Raw genomic sequence first — 18281 nt, 5'->3', positions numbered from 1 at the left:
TATCGCCTCGGTCTCGTATTGTTTCGGGTGGGCCATGAGTGGTTTTCTGCATACCAACCTGCATTGTCTTGCGCTCGTCGCACGTCATCACGGCGTCGATCTTTCTCCTGAGCGGCTGCAGCACGATTATGCTGTCGGCAACGATCCCGTTGCCGTGCGGCAGCTCTTGCGCATGGCAAAGGATGCTGGCTTGAGGGCCAAGCATCTCGATCTCAACTGGCGAAGCCTGTTCCAGCTCGGCGAGGCCTTCCCGGTGCTGGCCGAACTCAACAACGGCAACTGGGTGGTCATCGCCGGCGCTGTCGGGGAGGGCGAGGAGGAGAGAATCCGGGTTCTCGACCCGCTTTCCTCGCGCGCCGAGGTGATCATGCTCAGCGAAGAGCAATTCGCCAGGGCCTGGCTCGGATCGGCGATCCTGCTGAAGCGCAATTATCGCATGTCCGATGAGGACCGGCCCTTCGGCTTCCGCTGGTTCGTCCCTGAGATCATCAAGCAGCGTAGCTTCTTCCGCGATGTCGCGCTCGCCGCCTTCGTGCTCTACGGCCTGGGGCTGATGACGCCGATCTTCTTCCAGCTGGTCATCGACAAGGTCCTCGTGCACCAGAGCTATGCGACGCTGACGGTTCTGACCGTCGGTATCGGGATCGCGCTGATCTTCGATGCGACCTTCAGCTTCCTGCGCCGCTATCTGCTGCTCTACGCCACGAACAGGATCGACATCCGCGTCGCCACCCGCACATTCGGCCATCTGCTCAACCTGCCGATCGCGCTCTTCGAGCAGGCCTCGGCCGGCGTTCTCGTCAAGCATATGCAGCAGACGGGGCGCATCCGCGAATTCCTGACCGGCCGGCTGTTCCTGACGCTTCTCGACGGTGTCTCGCTCTTCGTCTTCGTGCCGATCCTGCTTCTCTACAGCGTCAAGCTGACGCTCGTGGTGCTCGGTTTCGCAGCCCTTGTCGGCATCGTGGTGATGATGCTCGTCGGGCCGTTCCAGCGCCGCCTGAAGGCGCTCTACCAGGCCGAAGGCGACCGGCAGGCCCTGCTGGTGGAAACCGTGCATGGCATGCGCACCGTCAAGTCGCTGGCGCTGGAGCCGCGCCAGCGCAAGGTATGGGACGATTATTCGGCCCAGTCCATCTCCGTGCGTTTCCGCGTCGAGAAGATCTCGACCATCGCCCAGTCGCTGACGGGACTCCTGGAAAAGCTGATGAGCGTTGCGATCATCGGCCTTGGCGCGCTCGATGTCTTCAGCGGCGCGATGACGATCGGTGCGCTGGTTGCCTTCAACATGCTCGCCGGCCGCGTCTCGGGGCCGCTCGTGCAGATCGTCACCATGGTGCATGAATATCAGGAAGTGGCGCTCTCCGTGCGCATGCTCGGCGAGATCATGAACCAGCGGCCGGAGCAGGCGGGCCGCGGGCGTGGCGTCCGGCCGCATCTGCATGGCCGCATCGAATTCGACAGGGTCAGCTTCCGCTATGCGCCTGATGCGGCGCCGGCGCTCGACAATGTCTCCTTCGCCATTCCGGCAGGCTGCGTCTTCGGCGTGGTCGGCAAGAGCGGCTCGGGCAAGACGACGATCACAAGGCTCATCCAGGGGCTCTACCAGAGCCAGGAGGGGCTGGTGCGCATGGACGGCTATGACAGCCGCGAGATCGACCTCGTGCATCTTCGAACCAGCATCGGCGTCGTGCTGCAGGATAATTTCCTGTTCCGCGGCTCGGTACGCGACAATATTGCCGCCGCCAAGCCCGATGCCAGCATCGAGGAGATCATGGAGGTCGCCCGCATCGCCGGCGCCGAAGAGTTCATCGAGCGCCTGCCGCGCGGCTTCGACACGATGCTGGAGGAAAATGGCTCCAACCTCTCGGGCGGCCAGAAGCAGCGGCTTGCGATTGCGCGTGCGCTGATCACCGATCCGAGGCTGCTGATCTTCGATGAGGCCACAAGCGCGCTCGACCCTGACAGCGAGGCGATCATCCGCGACAACCTCAGCCGCATCGCTGCCGGCCGCACTGTTATCATCGTCTCGCACCGGCTTTCGACGCTCGTCGATGCCGATGCCATTCTCGTCATCGATCGCGGCAAGGTCGCCGATATCGGCCGGCACGATCAGCTCGTGTCGCGCTGCATGACCTACCGCCACCTCTGGGCACAGCAGATGAGGCAGGTCGCATGAACGCGCACGTCAGAAAATCCGACGAAAACCTGCCGGTACCCTCGGACAAGGGGCCATCAGACAAGGGTCCGGAGAAGGGCAGGGAACTCACCGCCCGCCCGCCGCTGCCGCCGGCAATTGCCGAGTTCCAGTCCGACGCCGTCGAACTCGAGGAACGCGCGCCGCCGCGCGTCGCCCGCATGACGCTATACTGCATCACGGCGTTGCTTGCCGCGGCGATCACCTGGGCCTCGGTCTCCTCCATCGACGAGGTGGTGATTGCGCCGGGCAAGCTCGTCACCACGCAGCCGACCATCGTCGTCCAGCCGCTCGAAACCTCGATCATCCGCACGATCGACGTGAAGGCCGGCGAGGTGGTGCGTGCCGGCCAGACGCTGGCGACGCTCGACGCCACCTTCAGCCAGGCCGATGTCGGGCAGCTGAGGGCGAAATTTTCCGCCCTCGACGCCCAGGTGAAGCGCCTGGAGGCCGAGCTTGCCGGCGAGGATTATTCGAAGATTGCCGGCAACACGAAGGATGAGCAGCTGCAAGTGCAGCTCTTCGGCCAGCGGCGGGCCTTCTACATGGCGCAGCTGCAGAATTTCGAACAGCAGATCGCCGGCCAGTCGTCCGTGCTTGCGGCAAACCGCAATCAGGAGGCCGTGCTGAACGACCGGCGCGACAATCTCTCGCAGATCGAGGCCACGCGAAAGAAACTCTATGACAAGGAAAGCGGCTCGCTTCTCACCATGCTCGGCTCGCGCGACGCCCGTCTCGATGTCGAGGCCGATATCACCGCCGTGCGCGGCAAGGCCGACGAGGCAGTCCACGCCTATGCGAAACTGCGCGCCGACCGCCAGGCCTTCATCGAGGATTTCCGCCGCGCCGCGATGGAGCAACTGGTGGACCTGCGCGGCCAGCGTGACATGGCGGGCGAAGAGCAGAAGAAGATGGAGCTTCGCCGCAACATGGTGGCGCTGACCGCACCCGCCGATGCCGTCGTGCTCGATCTCGCCCAGCGCTCGGTCGGTTCCGTCGTGCGCGAGGCCGAGCCTGTGGTGACGCTGGTGCCGATCAACGTGCCGCTCGAAGCTGAAGTCTCGATCAACACCCGCGACATCGGCCGCATCGCCGTCGGCAAGGAAGCCCGCATCAAGCTCGACGCCTATCCCTTCCAGAAATACGGCACGGCGACAGGCGAAGTGCGAACGATCAGCGAGGACACTTTCCTCACCGGCCAACCGGAACAGACCGCCACCCCGAGCCAGCCATCCGCCCCCTTCTTCAAGGCGCGCATTCTGCTGGCTGATACAAGGCTGAATGCTGCCGGAGCGCCGGTAAGATTGCTGCCGGGCATGACAGTGTCGACGGAAATCAAGGTCGGCCAACGGACGGTGATCTCCTATTTCCTCTATCCGCTGCTGCGCGGGCTGGATGATGCGATACGCGAACCGAATTGAGGGGTCCGCCGGCCAGGTGTAGGCGAGGGGCCACCTACACGAGCCAGGGAATGGGGGCGCGCCGTACGGTGCCGCCCCCAAACCTGTTTTTTGAGGGGGCCGGTATTTAGATCCGCGAGGTTGGAGGGAGAAGCGGCGTTACCCATCTCCGCCATCGCTGTGGGAATCTGTCACGACGACGTTTGAGGCGGGCTCGCGGAAGGCCATGGCCGCTTTTGGGCACAAGCGGACCTTATCGAAGGATAAGGCCGCTTTGCGCCCTCTTATCAGTCGTAAAGGCAGACGTCGCCATTGCCGGAGAGCGGACTTCGGTTTGTTTTGACGTTACTGCATCTAGGCGCGATTTGCGGTCATCCAATCGACACGCCAAGGCCGCCTCCTTTCTCTGGTGGTCACCACGACCTTCGCAGGCCGGCAATCACGACTAGCAGGCGAAGGATCACCTCAGAGTGAATCCTTTCGGGTAGGCACGCGAAAGCCACGGCCGACATGACGTTTACGCGACGAGCGCCGCCTCCTCTTGGTAGTGATGGCGGGTCGCGATGCACAGGCTATCCCTTCTCGATCCCCTTGACAGCTCCAAGGTCAGAAGGCTGTCTTCCGGAAATGCTGGGCTCAGTTCCAGCTTCAGGTATTCGAAAAGCTGCCGGTCGTGGACTGCGATCATGACCTGACGTCCGTGCTCTTTTGACAAAGTCCGCAGGAGAGCAGCGAAATGTGCGATATGGACATCGTCCATCGACTGGACTGGGTCGTCCAGGATGAGCCAGGGAAGCGCGCAGGGAACAGAGAGATGGAGTGCGATGAACAGCGTCAGGGCCGCGGTATTCAGGTTGCCGGCACTCAGCATCACTCCGGGCGTTCCACCCGAGCCCCCTCCGTCGCGATGCTCCGTAATCAGCTTCGGCTCAAGCCTTTGCGTCGACGAAGCAGGAATGCGAAATGCAGGAACGAACGGTTCGCCGGGAGCAAGTCTCACGAACAAATCACGCCAAAGCCGGTTGAGGCGATCGTTGAATTCCTTTCGAATGATACCTGAACGCACGGCGTCGACCGCATTGCGGATCCCGTTGCCCTGTTCTCGAAGGGTCTGCGCCCGCTGAAGCGACGCTTCAGCATGTTGCAGGGCCTCGGCATAGCCGACGAGCTTCACTTCAATCTCGCTGCGCATGGCAGTAGTTGTCCGAATGGTAGAAAGACGATCCAGCAACTCTCGTCGCGCTATGATCCGTTCCTCAAAATGATTTGCCGCCACGGCCAGGAGCTCGTCGATTCTTTCCATCGCCGATTCGACAGACTCACCCGGCCCAAGGGGCGCAGCGCCGATCGAATGCGCAAATTCATTGAGTGTCTCCCGCGCCGAGGACAACGCGACACTAAGCGACTCCGCTCTACTCACAGCTCGACGAGCGGCTATGTCCTCGGCGCGAAGGCGTCCGCCCTCGAACAGAGCGTCGATCATAGCACCAACCTCCGCAGAGAGGGTCGCCATGACAGAGAGCCGCCGATCGAACTCAGCCAGTATCTGTGGATCGACCTGGCGAACGGCAAGCGATTGGAGCTCCCGTTCGAGAGATTCGACGGATTGGTCCAATTCGCCTCTCGTTCGTCCGAGGACTAACAAACGCTCGGCTGATGACGACAATCTGCGCACCTTTGCGTGGACGTGATCATCAAGGGAGGATTTGCCCAGCTCGCCGAAGTTGCGATCGCAGACCGGGCAGAAATCGTCGTCGATGAAAGACGTCAGCTCCGACAGCGCACGGGCAAGGCTGCCGGCACTGGAAGGAAAACTTGCGATCTCGTTGTCGATCAAGTTTCGCTGCTGCAAGGCGATGTCGCGCTCGTCCTGTGCCGCTACTTGCCTTGCGATGTCTTTGCGGGCTTGGGATACGCGTTCGCGAAGTTGCTTTATCTGAGCTGGTAGACGGTCTGCCGCGAAACGCGCGAACTCTGCGGGATCGACAGGAACAGTATCTTCCGGGAAAGCCATTTCAACGCGAGTTCGCATATCTTCGTAGCGCGGACCATTTAGTTTCTCCCACTGCGAGAAGGCCGCGCTGGCCTCATCGGCACCGATCGACGAAACCGTGCCTTCCGGGTCGATTTCATCCTCGGTCTGAGCCAAGTGGATTTCACGGCCAATCGACCCCAGTCTTCGCTGTTGATCCGATAGGCGGGCGTAAGGCTGTGAATCGTCATCTCTGGCAATCGCGGCGCTTATGCTTTCAAGCGTTGATTCAGTCGCTTCGACTTTTATTCCGAGCTCGAAGCAAAGCTTGGTCACTTCGACAAGAGCTTCACCAATTCTTGTGTCGAGTTCGGCTCGCTGCTTGCGGAAATCCGACATTGTCGAATTCAAAAGCTCGACGTTGTTTTCGGCCGGCAGCCAGCCGTCGACGCTCTTCCGGACATTACGAACGTCTGCGAGCGGCTTAAGACCCGCTTCCAATGCGTCGAGACGGTCAAGGGCGAGAAGCTTGCTAACGAATTCCGCCAACGGCGATCCGGCGTCCTTACCGGAGTCTTGATAGATCTGTAGAAGCTGCCCGAGGAGAGATTGTGGAAGGAAAGCGCGTTCGCGAAAAAAATCTGCATCAGACAGCGAGAGCGCTGCCAGAGACTTCGCGCCGTCCGTTCCCACGGATGCTTCGAATGTTCGCTCCGTCCTTCCGGAAATTGCCTTCAGCAAAACGCTTCCGTTGGTCGCCAGGCGATGAAGGAGCTGTTTTTCATAATTTGGATCTGCGCGTTCAAGTGACCGCACCTTGCCAGTCAGGGCAAGCTCGATCGCGGACAGAAGGCTTGTCTTTCCCGCGCCATTTTCGCCGTGGAGAAGGATTACCTTCGCGTCGAGCGGAGCGTGAATCCTGCCCCGGATGCTGCGGAAATTGGCAACGTCGAGACTTTTGAGAATAAGGTCGCTCATGAACGTTCCTCGTCCAAATTTTTTCCCAAAGCGCTGTTGATGACGTGAGCCACCGCCTCGGTGACGGCACTTTCGCCAGCGATGGACGCTTGAATGACCGCGTCGACCAGTTCCTTTTCCGTGCCTGCTGGAAGCGTGCGGATAAGCTGAACCAGCGCTGGTGCTCCATCGCCCGGCTCGATCATGTCGGGCAGCGTCAAGGGAAGGAGGACGCGTATCCGGTCGTCGAGCTGCCTTGCCGCCCGATCGTCCACGGGACTGCCTTCGCTATCAAGCGCTATTTCGTCGACATGCAATACCCTGCAGGTCTCGGAGAGCGCCTCCGCTCCTTCTATCAGCGTGGCGCCCGCGAGAATTGCTGTGAGCACGTAACGCGATCCGGTCACGTCCAGGGCACGGCTCAATGCCTCCACCCGCTGACGGACCCGGTTACCCTCACGATCTCCGAACTCGCCGGTCGTGGTGTCAAACAGGAGCACGAGATCCAGAGACCTCGCCCCGCTACCGCGCATTGCACCAGTAAACGTAAACTCCACGCCGGCCATGCGGAAGGGCGTCGAAAGGCTATGATAGCCTGCATCCTGAAGTCGGTCCTGGATGGCTCTGACAATTGGCGATGTACTCAAAGCATCATCTCCGAAGCGAATGCCGCTTTCAATGTAGTAGCGTCTGCACAGTTTGTAACGAGCTCGGCCAGACTGATATGCGTGTCTCCGATCGTCCCGGTCCTTCCCGGCGGCGAGCGGACGCGCCTTGGGCTCGCCGGTCCCGAGACCATCTTATGCCATGAGTTGTCGCCGTGAAGGACGATGGCCTCTCCGCTTCCGAAGGCTCCTGCACTTTGAAGCTGGATAGCTTCGGAAGCAGACTTTACTATGAATACTTGTCGGTTGGTCGCGCCTGGCCGGGTACTTCGGGCAGTCAGGGCACCGGCGCCGAGATCGTCTGACGCTGGCTTTAGAAGCTCCCACCGACCAGCCGTCCACCCATCTTGAAGCAAGGAAAGAGCAATTCCAAGTTTACCTAGCGCCATAGCCTGGGCGTTCTGATCGGCAGCGATTAGGTTCGGCGTCGAGCTTGTCAACGTTTCGTAGGCATCGCCATTCTGTGGGAGCGTGCCGCGCCGAAACAATGAAAGCATGCGTGACCACAACACTAACGCCTCATTAACAAAGTCGCTGAGATCGTGTCTGCCGGGTACAGGAACTGCCAAGCTTGCGACACTGTCTCTCATCGCCTTCAGAAGGGGGGTCAGATCACTCGCTATCAAAGGCTTGCCTACGCTTGCCAACTCAAGCTCCATCAACTTCGAGAGCTTGTCCGATAGAAGCTGAAGAACAAGACCAACCAACACCTTTGCGGCCCAAGCCCTCAGAAGCGTGGCATCATGTACCGCCGTGATATTGTCGTTGTAAGCATCGCCATAACCTTGTTTCAGGACGTCGCGTTGTCCTTCCCTTATCGCGTCCTCGCAGAACACGTACGCTGGCGCAGAAGGATTCGGCGGCCAAGGCCAGGGATGGATCGCAGTGGCCTTATTGAAGATGGTCTGAAGGTTGTTGTCTTGGATGGAAAGCCCGAGAACGAGGGTCTTGTGGGTTGTCGCCAAGTCAGTGATTGTGTTTTGCATGGCTGCGAATGAAGCATTCTGCGGCCAGCCGGTAATCTGCGTATGGCTGCCTGTCAGAAATCTGCGAAAGACTAGCGGCTCATGGGAGGCATGGACGATACAGCCGTGGAACTTTAGCAGCCTTGCGCGCCCTGCCGGTCCGCGGAGCTGGTTGGGATCGACGACGACCTGGAGAACTCCTGGAGTTCCGCCGCTTAGTCTCTCCACCGCCACCTCAATGAAACCATCCCAATTCGCTGAGGCAATTTCCTTCACGGCTCCTTCGAGAAGCAAGACCGCGATGCACAAATGCTCAGGTCCCGGCGGCTTTGGGTGCTGAAAGGCGTCCCTGATGTCGACCGCATCCCACAGAATGAAGTCTGAAGGCGTCCCCTGGATCCGGACATCAAGTACCCGCGAATACTTGTTCCATAGGCGATCGCGGATAGCCTTTCTCTCTGGCCAATCCGCGATGGGAAGCTTGAATTGTCCAGCCAACGGCGCCGGATCAAGCTCGGCAAGACCAAGAATCTCCTCGAATGCGGGTAGAAACCTGTCTTTCAGTACCGGATCGCATGCACGTTGACGAATGTAGTCAAAGGCGCGTTCAATAAGATCGCCCAGGCTCGGCGCCTGACCTGAAATCCCCGATCCGACCCAGAATGCGAATTCGCCGTTTTCTACAGCCTTGGCGACTGAAGCAAAGTCACTGTCAAATTTCTCCACCACCTCGCTGACCGTGATGGTGCTGGCCGTCGGACTGAGCGCCACGCCTATTCCCCTATACGACGCCGTCTGATCGCATTCTGATCGACGCACGATTCCCTCAGAAGGTGTGTTTAGCAGGCGTCCATCAAGTCGTCCACGGAAACGCATTGCCTCTATAGGACTGTCAATCGGCGCTTTCCTACTAACCGCTCGCCAGTGAAGTAAGAGGGGTCTGCTCAGGCAATGCAACTGAATGGCATTTCGCTGTTCCATCTGGACTCATGCCCTCTAGTCCACGAGATGAGATCGTGAGGCTCACGGCGCTGAGATTAGCGTATTCGAGGCGTCAGCGATCTTTTGCGCCCGAACCAGGTGGTTCCGAGCGTTCACTGCACACGAAAAGCCCGGCCTGAGAGTTGTTCATTGGCCCGCCCGTAGACCCATTCCGCTACCGGTCGATTAACGCCTCAACGACGGACGGTCGGCCATCGGCCCCCAAGCGGACAAACGCTCAAAACGAAACCGCCACCGCCGCCGCCAGCCCCACAAACGCACTCAGCGCCGGCAGATGCCGATAGTCGCGGTGGCGCAGGACGGTTGCGATCGTGGCGGCGATGATGGCCGTTCCGAGGGCTATGCCGGCAATGCGGCCGGTCGGAAGCGCGATCAGGGCGGCACTTCACGGGCTTGTCGCGCTCGAACGCTCCGACCGCATCAGGCCCGCCATGCGCGACCGGCGCATCGCGCTCGTCATCGGGGCGATCATGGATGGGGGAGGCAACCGAGCCTGCCTCCGCCGAGACGCCCAGCCCAATGAGTTCTTGCTGCGTGAGGCGGCATTCCGCCGCACCCATCAGGCCTCTCATTTTCCGGCGAAATCCATGTCACAATCCTGTTGGAATTGATGGCTAGACGGGCGAAAAATCGGCAGCGAGGATCAGCAGATGGCAGAAGAGAAGCCCCTGGATTTAACAGGAGAAATCGTCGACTTCGATGCCGGGCACGGAGAGGCCGCCACCGTCGAGATAGACGACTATTCCAAGAGCCTGGCGCAGGCGAAGGCAAAGTCGGTCAAGCTGGTGGACGCGATCACAGGCCACACACTGAAGAAGAAGGACGCCTTCCATTTTGACGATCTGCGTCCCGCGCTCGCCGATTTCGTGCGGCAGAAACACCCTGGCATCCGCTCGGACGACTATATCAGCCGCAAGATGGTCGATGACTATCGCGGCCAGTACATTGCCGAATTGCTGCGCGACGAACGCGGCGAGCTCTCCAACCTCGAAGACGAGGTCGTCGAGAGCCTGAAGACCCATGACACGCTCGCCGAAAACATCGAAGAGGATTACGAGGAACACCGTTCGCTCGGCGATCGTGTCGCCGATGTCGTCGCGACCTTCGGCGGAAGCTGGACCTTCATCATCTCCTTCTGCTTCTTCCTCGCCGTCTGGATGGGGATCAACCTGCTGCTTGGCGAGAAGGCTGCCTTCGACGTCTATCCCTTCATCCTGCTGAACCTTATCCTTTCGACCATTGCCGCCCTGCAGGCGCCGATCATCATGATGAGCCAGCGCCGCCAGGAAGCGAAGGACCGGTTGCGGGCGCTCAACGACTACAAGGTCAATCTCAAGGCCGAGCTGGAAATCCGCCACCTGCATGAAAAGGTCGATCACCTGTTGAACCGGCAGTGGGAACGGCTGACGGAGATCCAGCAGATCCAGATCGAAATGATGCTGGAACAGGCCAAGGCCGCCAATCGCGCACTGAAGTTGAGCAAGGCGCAAAAATCCAAGACCAATGCGCTCAAGAGCCTCTTCAGCACCAAGCCCACGGCGGACGAGACCGACGAAAAGGGGGAATAGCCGGTCCAGCCGGTTCGGCGATCACCATGAATTGGGGCCGAGATCGCGCTTGCCGTTCATGACGCGCACGGAGTTCGGGCCGGTCTTGTTCCAGGTCTCGCAGATTTCCTTTCCGGCGTCCCGGCCGTCTTTCCAGGTTCGGCAAAACTTGTTGCCGGCGATGTGCCATTTGCCTTCGATCGGGATCACGTCACCGTTGTCGAGCTTGACCTGACCCTTGGCGGTCCCATCCTTCGATATGGATAGCGTGCCGCTATATCCTTCCTTCGGCCCACCCAGGGTGAGTTCCTTGCCGTTTGACAACAGGGCCGTCAGTTCCTTGCCGGTCATCGCGGTCGCGGCGATTGCGGGGAATGCGCCGAAAACAAGGATCGTTGCGAGAGCTGCGATGCGCTTCATGGTTCTTCCTCCACCTGGATGTCGATGATCTTCGACTGCGTCTTCCCAACCTGCCGGGGAAATGATGCACTCCAGGTGCCGATAACAACAATTAGCCATTGCTGATTATGGTATGAAAGATCATTGGCGCCCGGAAAATGTTCTAACAGATGTTGTGCTATCCTGAATTGTACAACCACGTTAATCCCGTCAGGGTATATGCTCATGGTGCTCAGGATGAGATCGTGGCAAGAGCGATCAGGCTGACGAAGACACTCAGCGGCGGAAGGTGCTGAGTGTCGCGGTGGCGCAGAACAGTGAAAATCGCGGCTGCGATGACGACCGCCCCGAGCGCCAGGCCAGGAATGCGGCTGGCGGGAAGCGCAATCAGGGCGGCGCTCGATATTTCAAGTCCGCCCGTCAAAATACCCCACCAGCGCGGATAGCCCCACCGGGCAAAATCGCTTCGCGTGCCTGATGTGCCGATTGCATTGACGATCCCCGCGCCTGAGAATGCGACAGCCAGGAACCAGAGTGAGAGAACATGAACCATCTCAGTGCGCACCTGTGATCATGGGAACGGCCACCAGGAGCATGATCACAGCCGTGAGGCCATGAATGCCGAAGGCGCTCTTCGTGGAGCCTTTCGCCGCGAGAATGACCAGCATGTCGCCGACAGGGATCATTGCCTCGATCAGCAGGACGATGCCGATCTCGCGTTGGACACCCCACAGCATGAAGGCAAGCACGAGCAATCCCGCCACGATGTCGCGAACGCCCTTGAGGCGAAGCCACGAGGGGATGTCAGGGTCATTTCCAGGAAGCGGCAGGCCAAAACTGCGCACCATGGTCGTCGGGCTCGCAATATAGCCGGTGCCGATCGCGATAATTGCGAGGGCCACAAGCAGGCCGATCCCATTCAGAAGCCAATCCATCACGCCATCCTTCTAGCGGTTTGAAATAATCTAGCAGTGCTAGATATAAGCTAGCGTTGCTAGATATTCAAGCCGTGATATGATCCTGATGTCAGCGGGCAGGGCATGGAGGTTGGGAATGGGTATCGCAGAGCGAAAAAGCCGGGAACGCGCCGATCGCGAAGATCGTATCGTCGCGGCAGCCCGTGCAATTGCGGAGAGCGAGGGATGGGACGCCGTCACGATCCGCCGTCTGGCCAAGGAGATCGAATACAGCCAGCCGGTTCTCTATTCACATTTCGAGAACAGGGACGCGATCGTAGCGGCAGTCGCAGTCGAGGGCTTCAGGGAGCTCACGGCCGTTCTTCGGGCGGCGGTGGACGGGGCGCACGACCGACGAGATGTCCTCACGGATGTCGCCATGGCCTATTTTGCCTTCGCGCATAGCCGCCCGTCGCTCTACCAGGCGATGTTTATCCTCCCGACCCAGTTGCGGTTCGCGGAAGCCCACACGCGAGCGGAGCTTCGGGCCGGTTTCGAGGTGCTGGCAGCAGCGGTCTCTCCGTTCTGCGCCGATGCGGAGATCGTGACCGAGACCTTCTGGGCGGCCCTGCACGGGCTTGCCGAGCTCGAACGGTCGGGCCGCATTCGGCCCGGCATGCGTGACGAACGCATCGCGCTCGTCGTCCGGGCGATCGTGGATGGGGGAGGCAACCCGCCGAGCCGTGGCCCACATCATCAGGGCGAATGACTGCTGGTGCCGGGCAGGGCGGAGGAAGCTTGAACTACCCCCGCAACTCCCCCTTCAGATGGTCCGCCAGCCTCAGCGCCAGCGCCACAGCAGGCAATGTCGGGTTGGCCTGTCCGGAGACCGGGAAGACCGAGCTGCCGGCGACGTAGAGGTTTTCGAGGTCGTGGCAGCGGCAGTTGCCATCGACAACGCTCGAGCGGGGCGAGGCGCCCATTCTGGTGAGCCCGATCTGGTGGTAGCCGTCGAGCGCCTGGCGGCGGACGGCGGTTTGCAGGCCGTCTTCGGGATGGAGCCATTCGAAGGTGCCGATCCGCCGTTTGCCGATCCATTCCGCCAGCGCATGATGGCACCTGATCAGCGAGGCGAGATCCTCCTCGTCGAAGTCGAAACTGACGGCCAGCCGCTTCAGGCCGGTTTCATCGACCTCGGAGCTCAGCCGCACGCGGTTGGAAGCGACCGGTCGCTGTTCGCCATGATAGGCGAGCCAGTAGAGATGTTCGCCGTTCTTCACGAAGAAATTCGGCTGCCGTTCGGATTTCAGCGCTGCCGTCGTCAGCTGCAGGGCGGCGTTGAAGCTCTGCATGGGGTTTGCGACCATAGCGGACAGCGAGGTGGTGTCGGAGACGCTCGCCTTGAAGGACAGCCGGCGCATCTTGCGCCTGCCGGTGATCGCCCTGAACATGTTCAGCGTGGCGCGCGCGCCCGCCGTCGCGTAGACCTCTTCCAGCGGCGGGCTGCGCAGCCAGAAGACGCTGTTTAAAAGATCGTGCTCGTTCTGCAGGGCGATGCTCGGTATCAGCCGCGAGCGGAACCAGGCGCCGGTGCCGTTGCGCCGGAAGAACATCTTTTCCATGAAGCTGCGATCGGTGAAGCGGATGCGGGCGAGCTCGCCGGCCAGATGTCCCATGTAATAGCGCCCGAGCGGGCCATCGACGCCGCCGAAAAGCCGCGGCGCGATTTCCTGCGCAGCCAGCAGCAGGCGGGCATTTTCGCGCCCGCCGCAGGCCAGCACGAAGATCGTTGCCCCCACGGAATGCAGCTTGCCGCGATGCCACACCATGAGCCGTTTCGTGCGGGCGCCTTCGCGATCGAGATCGAGCCCGATCACGGTAGCCTGGGTGACGAGGTGCAGGTTCGGCAGGCTTTCGATCAGCGTTCCATGCGCCTTGGCCATATCCGGCTCGCGGGCCCAGCTCTCGATCGAGGGTTCGAACTCACCTTCCATGTCAGGCATCTCGACGTCAGGCAGTTCGGCGCCGAGAAAGGTGCGGGCATCGTCATAGTAGGTCCTGAAGGCGCTGTGCTCGATCGGCCAGCGGGCATCGCCGCGCGCCGGCCTGCCATCGAAGTCGCTGTCGTCGAACTCCACGCACCGGCCGCCCCAGGCCTTCGAGGTGCCGCCGACCGCGCGGCGGATCGTCAGGCTCGCTTCGGCATGGTGGGCGGTGCTGATGGAGGCCGCAGACGCCAGCCGGTTCGTCTTTTCCGAGATCGCCTTGCCGCCGGATTCCAGGAGCGCGACCGAAAGCCCCGACCGGGCAAGCGCGATGCCCAGCGCCAGACCGACAGGCCCGGAGCCGACGACGCAAACATCGACGCGCCCCGCGAGCAGGTTTTGAAGCGACGAAATCATTTCACCACCCCTGGCTATGATGGCGGGATCATAGCGGTATTTTGCGGTGTGGTGTAATGTAATTTTGGAGAATTCAGCCTTTGGTTGTTGGGGGAACCATGAAGGCTGGCGGCATCGACAATGCGGATTGCAGCTTCGTCCTTTGGAGCAAACTTCGATCGGGTCACGTCGCTATTGCCGTTTCGATCGAGGGGAGGCGGGGAATGCGAGGTGGGAGGCGCACGGCGTCAGCCGCCCTTGCAGCCCAAGTCCACGAGGCTTCGGCCTCTTCCTACTTCTCGCTGGCGCAGAAGTGATGACCTGTTGACCCCGTTGCCCTGTTTTGCGAGCGACTTGGCCAGCCGCAAATGCTAGAGCTTTCCCAGAGCCCTTCAAGCGCGGAAAAGGACCAGGGAACCATGACCACCGCACTCCTCATTATCGATATGCAGATGGTCATGCAGGAGCGGCTCAATGCCGGGCGCGAGCGTGTGAACGGCGAAGCGGGAGAAAAGATCGCAGAGCTCGCCGCCACCTTCCGCGCCGCCCGCAAGCCGGTCATCCATATCCGCCATCGCGACGCAGACGAGAGTTCGGCGCTGCATGAGACGGCGCCCGGCTACCAGCCGATGCCCTGTGCCGTGGCGCGGGAGAACGAACCTGTTTTCATCAAGTGCACCTCGTCCGGCTTCGCGTCGACCGAGCTCGAAGGCTATCTGCAAGAGGTCGGCATCACGCATCTCGTCGTGACAGGGGCGGTCGCCGGCTTCTGCGTCAATACCACTGTGCGGGCTGGCTCGGATCTCGGCTTCAAGATGAGCGTCGTCAGCGACGCCGTGCTCGGCTTCGACCTGCCGGATGCGCATCTATCGGCCCGCGCGATCTTCGACGTGACGATGGCGCATCTGAAATCCGATTTCGCCGAGATCGTCGAGACGCGGCAGCTGACGGCCATGCAGCCGGCTTGATGGGGCGGCCTGAGTTCAACGCCCAGGTCGTGTGGACTCTTGGGATCCCCAAGGCTGAGCAAATCAGATTCAAGACTGTCTTCTGGAGACAGTCATGGGTTTTTTGGATCGTCTGATTTTGCGTGATGAGCAATGGGAGCGGATATCGCCGCATAACGCGCCTCGAGAAAACGGCGAGAAACTACCTCGCCGTCGTCACCATCGCAGCAATCGTCCCATGGATCAGATAACAGTCCAGGCCGTCTAGAGAGAAATAGCTTGGCCCACACCCAGGCGTTTGGCCTCGCGGTAAGCGAGGTCGGCTGCCACCATATCCTCCATGGCGACGCCCATGGCCTTGTAGATCGTGATCTGCTGATCAGACGTCCGGCCTGATCGCTGCCCCAGCAACATCGCACCAAGATCGGTGCCTGCCTCGGGATCAATATTTGCGAGTTCGCAGCAGCCCACGGGTGTTGGCGCGAACGAATCCCGCGTCTCAACAAAGAGGGTGCCGCGAGCGATCAAATCGATCGGAAGTTCGCCGCCGGGCGGCGCGACACCAACCGAGGACACGTGCGTTCCTGGTCGAACCCATTCTGCGGATATTGCGGGGACATAGGAGTGCGTCGCGAGGCACACAACATCTGAAGAGCGTATCGCCGCCTCGAGGTCCTCGACGGCAGTGATGCCTGAATGACGTGAAGCCAGCGCCTGCGCATCAGCAAAATCTTTAGAGAACACTCGAATTTCCTGGAAATCGCGAACGAGCGGCAACAGGTGAAGGTGCTGGCTAGCTTGAACGCCCGCGCCCACGACGGTTGCGACCTTGGCATTGCGCCTAGCGAGTTCTCGCACCGAGAGGACCGCTGAGCCAGACGTGCGTACGGCCGTGATGTAGGTACCATCCATAATGCAAACAGGCATTCCTGTTTCTGGATCGAAGAGATGTATTGTTGCGAGGTGACTGGGGATGCCCCGGGCGATATTGCCTTCGAACACGTTGACCAGTTTTACGGTCAAATGCATTCCCTTCATCCAGGCCGGCATCGCCAACGAATAGCCCGCATTCGGAATATCGAGTTGTGGCCGCGCTGGATTGACGACACGACCGTCGGAGAGCGCTTTGAACCCGTCCGCTAGCGCGTCGAGCAGCTTGCGCAGGTCGATGCATGTTTTGACCTCCGCTTCGCTCAGCGAGAGAATCTTGATCTCACCTTTGGTGTGAGTGCTTAAGGCAGGTTGGGTTCTGTCCATGATGTTGCTTGCCTTCGTCTGGTTGGGGTTTGGTTACTTTCCAACCGTATTGCGGCAAACGGCGCGACGAAATATAGTAATTTCGACTTCTTTGCGTGATTGTCGCGCATTCTAACCCAAGAAAGTGTGAATCGGAAATGAGTGACTTGGACCGTGTCGATCGGATGCTGCTCGGGCTATTGCAAGAAGATGGTCGCCGGACTGTTCTTGACCTCGCCGAACGCGTTGGATTGTCACCCACCGGCGCATCGCAGCGCATCAAGCGGCTTTTCAGTGAAGGCTTTATCCGCGCTGTGCGGGCTGTGCTCGAGCCTTCAAAGATCGGACGCGGCACGCTCGTCTTTATCGAGGTAAGGCTCGATCACACCGCGCCGCACGTCTTCGACCGCTTTGCAGAGGCTGTTGCGAAGGCACCCGAAATCATCGAATGTCATATGGTGATTGGTGGCTTCGACTACCTGGTCAAAGCACGAATAGCTGATATGGCGACGTTTCAGGAATTCCTGCAGCGGGTCATTCTGCCGCTTCCTGGCGTCAGAGAAACCCACAGTTACGCATCAATCGGTGATGTGAAGCCTGACGCATTGTTGCCGCTTTGAGACCTCCGATTTTCCGGACCGGTTGAGGCTGGAAATTCCAGTCCAGACGGAGTTTTCGGCATGAAAAAAGTCGAAGTTCACGGAGGTGCAGATCGCTTTCATTCTGCGGCAAACCGGGGAGCGAACGCCGGTTCCCGTGGTCTGTCGGTAGTCGCGCGTCGCCGCCATCGTCTTATCGATCAGACAAGTGTCCACGCCACCTAGCCCTGCTTCTCGCCCACAAGCCCGAGGATCGGCCCGTAGCCGCCGTGCCAGGATGTATCGTTGCGGCCGAGCGCCGGATTATAGAGCCCGGTGCCGTTTCCGCCGTCGAGGAAGAGCGCGTCGGGGCATTTGAGTTCGTCGCGGAAGAAGCTTGCGAAATCGTGGAAATTCACGTCGCCTTCACTGATGACGAAGCGGAGCGTGCCGTCGGCTGAGAGCCCGACACCGTTGCGGCGCGTGCGGTCGCTCGAGCCTGGTATGAAGATCGGATTGATCTTGCCCGCGATGACGAGCATCGGGCCGGATTGCGTGGCGAGGCGCGTTTTCAGCCGCTGCTTCAGGAAATCCCCGGTAGGGATGATGTGGGCGCCGGTCTCATCGAGATAGAAGATGCCGTTCGGCTGCTTGAAGAAGTTCGGCACCGGGCCGGAAACCTTGGGTGGCGCCTCCGTATTGGCCGGGATCAGCTCCCTGCCATCCTCGACATAAAGCCCCATCGGCGTGAAATCCTCGCGGTACATGCCGGCATTCATGGCAAAGAGGAGCCGATGTCCTTCACTGGTGACAGTATCGGCAACGCCCGAAAACCTGCGATAGGGCTTGCCCCCGGCATCCTTCCAGAACAGGCGCAGATCCGCCTTTGCGGGATCGACATCGCAGACGATATAGGCGGCGCCCTCGAAGCTCTGGCGCGTGCAGGGGTCAGTAGGTGCCGGCGTGCCGCCTGCATCGGGAGCCTCTGCCCTGGCGGCAAACGCGCCGGCAAGAAGCAGGGCAAAGGCGAACATGGTGCGAAGCATGGCATCTCCTGACTCGTAACCCGTGACTCGTAGCTGATGACGGGGAAAGAAGGCGAGAGCGAGGACCAAATTAACGTCTGCCTGCGAAGCTGG

General features: G+C 60.4%; 15 protein-coding genes and 2 pseudogenes. 8 read left to right on the top strand and 9 right to left on the bottom strand.

Features of this window, described 5'->3' with window-relative positions; translation table 11 throughout:
- The first annotated feature begins 34 nt into the window (after window positions 1–34).
- Both AC1DTN_RS28745 and AC1DTN_RS28740 read left to right on the top strand, forming a co-directional pair.
- Window positions 35–2179 carry a peptidase domain-containing ABC transporter gene (locus AC1DTN_RS28745; RefSeq protein WP_310386245.1) on the top strand — a complete coding sequence of 715 codons (2145 nt, stop codon included), beginning with the start codon at window positions 35–37 and terminating at the stop codon, window positions 2177–2179.
- Window positions 2176–3618, top strand: coding sequence for an HlyD family type I secretion periplasmic adaptor subunit (locus AC1DTN_RS28740; RefSeq protein WP_113321277.1), 1443 nt, complete (start codon window positions 2176–2178; stop codon window positions 3616–3618). Before AC1DTN_RS28745 ends, AC1DTN_RS28740 begins: the two co-directional genes overlap by 4 nt.
- Before the next feature lie 496 nt (window positions 3619–4114).
- On the opposite strand, the gene AC1DTN_RS28735 is transcribed toward AC1DTN_RS28740, so the two are convergent.
- The 3 genes from AC1DTN_RS28735 to AC1DTN_RS28725 all read right to left on the bottom strand — a co-directional run bounded on the left by AC1DTN_RS28735 (window position 4115) and on the right by AC1DTN_RS28725 (window position 8927).
- Window positions 4115–6547, bottom strand: a complete 2433-nt coding sequence (locus AC1DTN_RS28735; RefSeq protein ID WP_477923663.1) for an AAA family ATPase — start codon at window positions 6545–6547, stop codon at window positions 4115–4117.
- Window positions 6544–7092, bottom strand: a complete 549-nt coding sequence (locus AC1DTN_RS28730) for a hypothetical protein (protein ID WP_477923661.1) — start codon at window positions 7090–7092, stop codon at window positions 6544–6546. The genes AC1DTN_RS28735 and AC1DTN_RS28730 overlap by 4 nt, the downstream gene beginning before the upstream one ends.
- A 77-nt stretch (window positions 7093–7169) precedes the next feature.
- On the bottom strand, window positions 7170–8927 hold the full coding sequence (locus AC1DTN_RS28725) for an SIR2 family protein (RefSeq protein WP_477923660.1): 1758 nt from the start codon (window positions 8925–8927) through the stop codon (window positions 7170–7172).
- A gap of 608 nt (window positions 8928–9535) precedes the next feature.
- Here AC1DTN_RS28725 and AC1DTN_RS28720 point away from each other — a divergent pair.
- Both AC1DTN_RS28720 and AC1DTN_RS28715 read left to right on the top strand, forming a co-directional pair.
- Window positions 9536–9646, top strand: a pseudogene (locus AC1DTN_RS28720) (TetR family transcriptional regulator); the annotation flags it as partial.
- A 162-nt stretch (window positions 9647–9808) separates the two neighbouring features.
- Window positions 9809–10726, top strand: coding sequence for a DUF1003 domain-containing protein (locus AC1DTN_RS28715; RefSeq protein ID WP_477923658.1), 918 nt, complete (start codon window positions 9809–9811; stop codon window positions 10724–10726).
- A gap of 21 nt (window positions 10727–10747) precedes the next feature.
- Here the strand turns inward: AC1DTN_RS28715 and AC1DTN_RS28710 are convergent, their stop codons facing one another.
- From AC1DTN_RS28710 to AC1DTN_RS28700, 3 genes are all read right to left on the bottom strand, one after another.
- The gene (locus tag AC1DTN_RS28710; protein WP_442205507.1) at window positions 10748–11125 is read right to left on the bottom strand and encodes a hypothetical protein; all 378 of its coding nucleotides are present in this window, start codon (window positions 11123–11125) and stop codon (window positions 10748–10750) included.
- A gap of 211 nt (window positions 11126–11336) precedes the next feature.
- Complete coding sequence (locus AC1DTN_RS28705) at window positions 11337–11657, bottom strand: DoxX family protein (protein ID WP_477923656.1); 321 nt, start codon at window positions 11655–11657, stop codon at window positions 11337–11339.
- Between the two features lies 1 nt (window position 11658).
- A complete protein-coding gene (locus AC1DTN_RS28700; RefSeq protein WP_477923654.1) occupies window positions 11659–12039 on the bottom strand; it encodes a DUF4267 domain-containing protein in 381 nt (126 codons plus the stop codon).
- Window positions 12040–12157: 118 nt separating this feature from the next.
- On the opposite strand from AC1DTN_RS28700, the gene AC1DTN_RS28695 reads away from it, so the two are divergent.
- Complete coding sequence (locus tag AC1DTN_RS28695; RefSeq protein ID WP_477923653.1) at window positions 12158–12769, top strand: TetR/AcrR family transcriptional regulator; 612 nt, start codon at window positions 12158–12160, stop codon at window positions 12767–12769.
- A 34-nt stretch (window positions 12770–12803) separates the two neighbouring features.
- Here the strand turns inward: AC1DTN_RS28695 and AC1DTN_RS28690 are convergent, their stop codons facing one another.
- Window positions 12804–14402 carry a GMC oxidoreductase gene (locus AC1DTN_RS28690; RefSeq protein ID WP_477923652.1) on the bottom strand — a complete coding sequence of 533 codons (1599 nt, stop codon included), beginning with the start codon at window positions 14400–14402 and terminating at the stop codon, window positions 12804–12806.
- A 398-nt stretch (window positions 14403–14800) separates the two neighbouring features.
- Between AC1DTN_RS28690 and AC1DTN_RS28685 the strand changes: the two genes are divergently transcribed.
- Window positions 14801–15349, top strand: a complete 549-nt coding sequence (locus AC1DTN_RS28685) for an isochorismatase family protein (RefSeq protein ID WP_442205512.1) — start codon at window positions 14801–14803, stop codon at window positions 15347–15349.
- 94 nt (window positions 15350–15443) lie between these two features.
- Window positions 15444–15563 (top strand): annotated as a pseudogene (locus tag AC1DTN_RS28680) (IS5/IS1182 family transposase); the annotation flags it as partial.
- Window positions 15564–15592: 29 nt separating this feature from the next.
- On the opposite strand, the gene AC1DTN_RS28675 reads toward AC1DTN_RS28680, so the two are convergent.
- Window positions 15593–16585, bottom strand: coding sequence for an ornithine cyclodeaminase family protein (locus tag AC1DTN_RS28675; RefSeq protein ID WP_477923651.1), 993 nt, complete (start codon window positions 16583–16585; stop codon window positions 15593–15595).
- Between the two features lie 137 nt (window positions 16586–16722).
- Here AC1DTN_RS28675 and AC1DTN_RS28670 point away from each other — a divergent pair, with 137 nt between their 5' ends.
- Window positions 16723–17184: an Lrp/AsnC family transcriptional regulator gene (locus AC1DTN_RS28670; protein ID WP_024324002.1), complete on the top strand. Its 462-nt coding sequence runs from the start codon at window positions 16723–16725 to the stop codon at window positions 17182–17184.
- 200 nt (window positions 17185–17384) lie between these two features.
- On the opposite strand, the gene AC1DTN_RS28665 is transcribed toward AC1DTN_RS28670, so the two are convergent.
- Complete coding sequence (locus AC1DTN_RS28665; RefSeq protein ID WP_477923650.1) at window positions 17385–18188, bottom strand: phosphodiester glycosidase family protein; 804 nt, start codon at window positions 18186–18188, stop codon at window positions 17385–17387.
- Between the last annotated feature and the right edge of the window lie 93 nt (window positions 18189–18281).

The sequence above is a fragment of the Rhizobium sp. 01T444 genome (assembly GCF_056398305.1).
This window is presented reverse-complemented; position numbering and strand designations above follow the sequence as displayed.